6 protein-coding genes are annotated in these 5827 nt (G+C 70.5%); 3 read left to right on the plus strand and 3 right to left on the minus strand.

Annotated elements, in window-relative coordinates; all coding sequences use genetic code 11:
- The coding region (locus ACK4UM_RS20775; RefSeq protein ID WP_409802931.1) for a transketolase C-terminal domain-containing protein at window positions 1-1012 on the plus strand (1012 nt) is incomplete at its 5' end.
- 257 nt (window positions 1013-1269) lie between these two features.
- Here the strand turns inward: ACK4UM_RS20775 and ACK4UM_RS20780 are convergent.
- Window positions 1270-1860, minus strand: coding sequence for a thioredoxin family protein (locus tag ACK4UM_RS20780; protein WP_409802933.1), 591 nt, complete (start codon window positions 1858-1860; stop codon window positions 1270-1272).
- Window positions 1861-1885: 25 nt separating this feature from the next.
- Window positions 1886-2614, minus strand: a complete 729-nt coding sequence (locus ACK4UM_RS20785; RefSeq protein WP_409802935.1) for a cytochrome c biogenesis CcdA family protein — start codon at window positions 2612-2614, stop codon at window positions 1886-1888.
- Window positions 2615-2693: 79 nt separating this feature from the next.
- Between ACK4UM_RS20785 and ACK4UM_RS20790 the strand changes: the two genes are divergently transcribed.
- Entirely contained in the window at window positions 2694-3110 is a 417-nt protein-coding gene (locus tag ACK4UM_RS20790; protein WP_409802937.1) for a thioredoxin fold domain-containing protein, read from the plus strand.
- Between the two features lie 75 nt (window positions 3111-3185).
- Here ACK4UM_RS20790 and phoB read toward each other — a convergent pair whose 3' ends face one another.
- The gene (gene phoB / locus ACK4UM_RS20795) at window positions 3186-3893 is read right to left on the minus strand and encodes a phosphate regulon transcriptional regulator PhoB (RefSeq protein ID WP_409802939.1); all 708 of its coding nucleotides are present in this window, start codon (window positions 3891-3893) and stop codon (window positions 3186-3188) included.
- Between the two features lie 196 nt (window positions 3894-4089).
- Here phoB and hisS point away from each other — a divergent pair, with 196 nt between their 5' ends.
- Window positions 4090-5619: a histidine--tRNA ligase gene (gene hisS, locus ACK4UM_RS20800; RefSeq protein ID WP_409802941.1), complete on the plus strand. Its 1530-nt coding sequence runs from the start codon at window positions 4090-4092 to the stop codon at window positions 5617-5619.
- The last annotated feature ends 208 nt before the right edge of the window (window positions 5620-5827 follow it).

A 5827-nucleotide genomic window follows, 5' to 3' on the forward strand; every position in this document is an offset into this window, starting at 1 on the left:
CGTCACCTTCGACGTGGTGACGGGCGCGCAGGCCAAGCCCAAGGCCAACGCGCCGGCCTATACGAAGGTGTTCGGGCAATCCCTCATAGCAGAAGCCGAGCGCGACGAGAAGATCGTGGCGATCACCGCGGCGATGCCGTCGGGCACCGGGATCGACCTGTTCGGCCAGGCTTTTCCCAAGCGCACCTTCGACGTCGGGATCGCCGAGCAGCACGCGGTGACCTTCGCGGCCGGCATGGCGTGCGAGGGCTACAAGCCCTTCGTCGCGATCTACTCGACCTTCCTGCAGCGCGCCTACGACCAGGTGGTGCACGACGTCGCGATCCAGAATCTGCCGGTCCGCTTCGCGATGGACCGCGCGGGTCTGGTCGGCGCCGACGGGCCGACCCATGCGGGCTCCTTCGACGTCGCCTATCTCGGCTGCCTGCCGAACATGACGGTCATGGCCGCCGCCGACGAAGCGGAACTCGTCCACATGGTCGCGACCATGGCCGCCCACGATTCGGGTCCGATCGCTCTGCGCTATCCGCGCGGGGAGGGGGTGGGCGTCGAGATGCCCGAGCGGGGAATACCACTCGAGATCGGAAAAGGCCGCATGATCCGCGAGGGCACGCGCGTCGCGCTCCTGTCGCTCGGCACGCGGCTCGCCGAGGCGCTCGCGGCGGCCGAAGAGCTCGAGGCGCGCGGCCTGTCGACGAGCGTCGCGGACGCGCGCTTCGCCAAGCCGCTCGACACCGACCTCGTCCTGCGCCTCGCGCGCGACCACGAGGTGCTGATCACGATCGAGGAAGGCTCGATCGGCGGCTTCGGCTCCTTCGTGCTGCACGCGCTCGCCGAGCACGGCGCCCTCGACCGGGGGTTGAAGGTGCGCGCCATGGTCCTGCCGGACGCCTATATCGACCACGACAAGCCCGCCAGGATGTACGCGCAAGCCGGCCTCGACGCGCAGGGCATCGTCGCGAAGGTCTTCGAGGCGCTCGGCCGCGCGGACGAGGCGAAGGCGCGGGCGTGAGCGACGCGCCGAGCGGCGCCCGCTCAGAGCCTGATCTGCCTCCTGGAACCTAGACGCCGTCATTCCGGGGCGCGAAGCGAACCCGGAATTCAGACTCCCGACCTCGGATGAGCAGCCTATAGGCTGCGTCCTTCGACGCATTCACGGGCTCGGGTTGCCGAGCGAGCGCGCATGCGCGCTCGAACCGACGTCGGGAATCTAGGTTCCGGGCTCGCTTCGCGCCCCGGAATGACGGGCGGGGAGAGTGTCAGATACTTTCACCCCTCCCTCAGATAATCCGGCAGCGTCGTGCGCTCGTAGGCGCGCTCGGCGACGAACGCGAAGGTTCGGCGGAAGGGCTCGGGCTCCTGGTAGCCGACGACGCGCAGCACCTCGCGCTGCCGCGGCGGGAGACCGCCGAGCCCCTCCGCACGCTCGGGGAAGAACAGGATCGTCGGCGTGAAGCGCACGCCGTAGCGCGCGGCGATTTCCTTCTCGGGCGCGCGCGTGCCGTCGAAATCCGTCACCTCGCGATCGCCGATCAGGTTGAGCGACAGGATCGCGAAGCGCTCGCGCACGAAGGCCGAGACCTCGGGGACGGCGAAGTTGACGAGGTGGATATCCCGGCAGAAGGGGCAACCGCGCAGCTCGAACATCAAGGCGAAGCGCTTGCCCTCCGCCTGCGCCTCCTCGAGATCCTCGGCGAGCTCGAGGAAGCTCTCGAGGAACCAGGGCTGGCGGTAGATCCCGTCGTCGCCGAGGATCGCCTCCTGCGCGCGGGCCGGCCGCGGCGCGGCGGGCGCGGCCGCGAGGGCGAGGGCGCCGGCGAGGGCGGCGCGGCGGGTGAGGAGAGGGGGGCTCGTATTCATCGTCTGCTCCCGTGGTCCCGATACGTCACCCGATCCGCCCCAGGACCGGCACCGCGTCGAGGAGCCAGCCGGCGAGGATCGGCATCCAGCCGAGGAAGATCAGCACGCCCGTCGCGACGAGCGCTCCGCCCATGCCGCGCTCGACCTTGCCGAGATGGCGGCGGAAGCGGGCGAGCCAGGCGAGGAAGGGTCGCGTGAACAAAGCCGCCGCGACGAAGGGCACGCCGATCCCCGCCGCATAGGCGCCGAGCAGGAAGGCGCCGCGCCCCTCCTCCAGCCCCGCGACCATCAGGATCGAGGCGAGCACCGGCCCGACGCAGGGCGACCAGCCGAAGGCGAAGGCGAGGCCCACGACGAAGGCGCCCGCGAGGCTCGCGGGCTTGCGCGCGACATGGACCCGCGCCTCGCGCATCAGGAACAGCCAGCGAAAGGCGCCGATCATGTGCAGCCCCAGGAGCACGATGACGATCCCCGCGACCTGCGACAGCAGCGTCGCATGGTCCGACACGAAGCCGCCGAGCGCCGAGGCGCCCGCCCCGAAGGCGACGAAAACCATCCCGAAGCCGAGAACGAAGGCGAGCGAGCGCGTCACCGCCCGCGCGGTCGTGCCGGGATCCGGCTTCTCGGTCAGCTCCTCGAGCGAGGCGCCCGCGAGAAAGCACAGATAGGGTACGACGAGCGGCAGGATGCAGGGAGACAAGAACGAGACGATCCCCGCGCCGAAGGCCGCGGCGAGCCCGATATCCATACCCATCGGCGCTTCCTCGCATATATCTGATTTTTTCGATATGTTACGCGAGGCAGACGCCGAAGGAAAGAGCGGAGGAGACGCCATGCACGATCCCGATGCCGGAAGGCCCGACCGCCGTCACTTCGTCGCCGGCCTCGCGGCGCTCGCCGCCACCCTCGCGATACCGGCCCCCGCCCGCTCCGAGCAGGCAGGGGAGGGGATCGCGCTCTTCATGTATCGCCGCGCGGGCTGTCCCTGGTGCCGCGCCTGGGACCGGGAGATCGGGACGATTTATGCGCAGAGCGACATCGGCCGCGCGGTGCCGATCGTGATGATCGACATGGATCGCGGCGAGGAGGCGCCGATCGCGCTCGCGCGGCCCGTGCGCTTCACGCCGACCTTCGTCCTCGGCGACGGCACGGCCGAGCGCGCGCGCATCGAGGGCTATCCCGGCGAGGATTTCTTCTGGGGCCTGCTCGAGCGGATGCTGCGCGAGGCGGGCGTGGAGACCGGCGCCTGAGACGCGCGGGTCCGCTCGCCTTCGCGGGGAAGGAGAGCGGCGCAGGGGTGCGAATCGGGTAGGCCACGCGAGGCGCTACCCGGCGCCCGCGCCCGAAAACGTCTCGTCGAAGGCGTAGCCGGCACCGCGGACGGTGCGGATCGGGTCCTTGGTGTCGCCGACATTGATCGCCTTGCGCAGACGGCCGACATGGACGTCGACCGTGCGCTCGTCGATATAGACGTCGTTGCCCCACACGCCGTCGAGGAGCTGCTCGCGGCTGAAGACGCGGCCGGGGCTCTGCATCAGGAACTCGAGCAGCCGGAACTCGGTCGGGCCGAGATGCAGCTCGCGACCCGCCCGGCGGACGCGATGCGTCTCGCGGTCGAGCGCGATGTCGCCAGCCTCGAGCCGGCTCGCGACATGGGCGGGCTTGGCGCGGCGCAGCAGCGCGCGGATGCGGGCGAGGAGCTCGGGGACCGAGAAGGGCTTGACGATGTAGTCGTCCGCGCCGGTGGCGAGCCCGCGCACGCGGTCGCCTTCCTCGCCGCGGGCGGTCAACATGATCACGGGGAGCGTCTGCGTCTCCTCGCGCACGCGGATGCGCCGGCACAGCTCGATGCCGGAGAGGCCCGGAAGCATCCAGTCGATCAGCGCGAGATCGGGCATCGCCTCGCGCAGGCGCATCTCGGCCTCGTCGCCGCGCGCGACGCAATCGACCTCGTAACCCTCCGCCTCGAGATTGTAGCGCAGGAGGAGCATCAGGGGCTCCTCGTCCTCGACCACCAGGATGCGCGTCTTCATCGCGAACGCCCTTCGCCTGCCGCTGCCGAAAGCTTCCGACCGGGATGCCACGGCCGAGCCGATATCTAGGCACGCCGTATGACGATTGCGTGACGGCCCGTCATGCGCGGCGGCCGGACGGCGCGCCCGCGCCGCTTCCCCTTGCGGCGCGCGTCGCCAGAGGCTATCGCCTCCCCGCAACGGAAAGGCATGCGCGATGGCTCGGGACGGCAAGGACAAGAGCAAGAACCAGGGCAAGGACGATCGGCTCAAGGCGCGGCTGCCGCGCGGCTTCGTCGACCGCGCGCCGGGCGAGCTCGCCGCGGCCGACCGGATGCTCGCGGCGATCAAGGCGACCTATTCGCTCTACGGCTTCGAGGCGGTCGAGACGCCGCTCGTCGAATATACCGACGCGCTCGGCAAGTTCCTGCCCGATCAGGACCGTCCGAACGAGGGCGTCTTCTCCTTCCAGGACGACGACGAGCAATGGCTGTCCCTGCGCTACGACCTGACGGCGCCGCTCGCCCGCTACGTGTCTGAGAATTTCGACGCGCTCGCGAAGCCCTATCGCTCCTACCGGGTCGGCTGGGTGTTCCGCAACGAGAAGCCCGGGCCGGGCCGCTTCCGTCAGTTCATGCAATTCGACGCCGACACGGTCGGTGCGGCGTCCGTCGCGGCCGATGCCGAGATGTGCATGATGGCCGCCGACACCCTCGATCGCCTCGGCCTCGCCGGGAAATACGTCGTCAAGGTGAACAACCGTAAGGTGCTCGACGGCGTGATGGAGGCGATCGGGCTCGCCGGCGAGGAGCACGCCGCGCGAAGGCTCGGGGTGCTGCGCGCGATCGACAAGCTCGACAAGGTCGGCGAGGACGGCGTGCGCGATCTGCTCGGCGCCGGGCGGATGGATCCGAGCGGGGATTACACGAAGGGCGCGGAGCTGGACGCGCCCGCGATCGACCGCGTCCTCGCCTTCACGCAGGCCAAGCGCGCGAGCCTGCCCGAGACCTTCGCGGCGCTCGAGAGCGTCGTGGCGGGCTCGGAGCGGGGCATGGAAGGCGTGCGCGAACTCGCCGAGATCGCGAGCCTCGTCGAGGCCGGCGGCTACGGCGAGGACCGCATCGTCATCGACCCCTCCGTGGTGCGCGGCCTCGAATATTACACCGGCCCCGTCTTCGAGGCGGAGCTGACCTTCCCCGTGACGAACGAGGACGGCGTGCCGGTGCGCTTCGGCTCGATCGGCGGCGGCGGGCGCTACGACGGGCTCGTGGGGCGCTTCCGCGCGGAGCCGATCCCCGCGACCGGCTTCTCGATCGGCGTCTCGCGTCTGCTCACGGCCTTGCGCCTCGTCGGCAGCCCCATCGTCGCGGATGCCGAGCCCGACGGCCCCGTCGTCGTCCTCGTGATGGAGCGCGACCGGATCGCCGACTACCAGCGCCTCGTCGCCGCCCTGCGTAAGGGCGGCATCCGCTCGGAGCTCTATCTCGGATCGGCCGGCATGAAGGCGCAGATGAAATACGCCGACCGCCGCAAGAGCCCCTGCGTCGTCATCCAGGGCTCGGACGAGCGCGAGCGCGGCGAGGTCCAGGTCAAGGACCTGATCGAGGGCGCAAAGGCCGCGGCCGCCATCGCGACGAACGCCGAATGGAAGGCAGCGCGCCCGGCGCAGGTCTCCGTGCCGGTGGACGAGATGGTCGCGGTGGTGCGCGGGATCCTTGAGATGCACGGCGTCAATCCCTCCCCGTAGGGGAGGGTGGCCCCTGGAGCGGCAGCGACAGGGGTCGGGTGGGGCCCGTCGCTTGCAGAGCGATCTCCACCCGGGCCCCACCCGGCCTTTCTCGCTCCGCTCGAAAGTCCACCCTCCCCTCCGGGGAGGGAAGGGCGCGCATCCCTCCCCGTAGGGGAGGGCGGCCCCTGGAGCGTCAGCGACAGGGGTCGGGTGGGGCACGAGGGTT

This window comes from Salinarimonas sp. (assembly GCF_046292825.1).
Classification (GTDB): Bacteria; Pseudomonadota; Alphaproteobacteria; order Rhizobiales; family Beijerinckiaceae; genus Salinarimonas.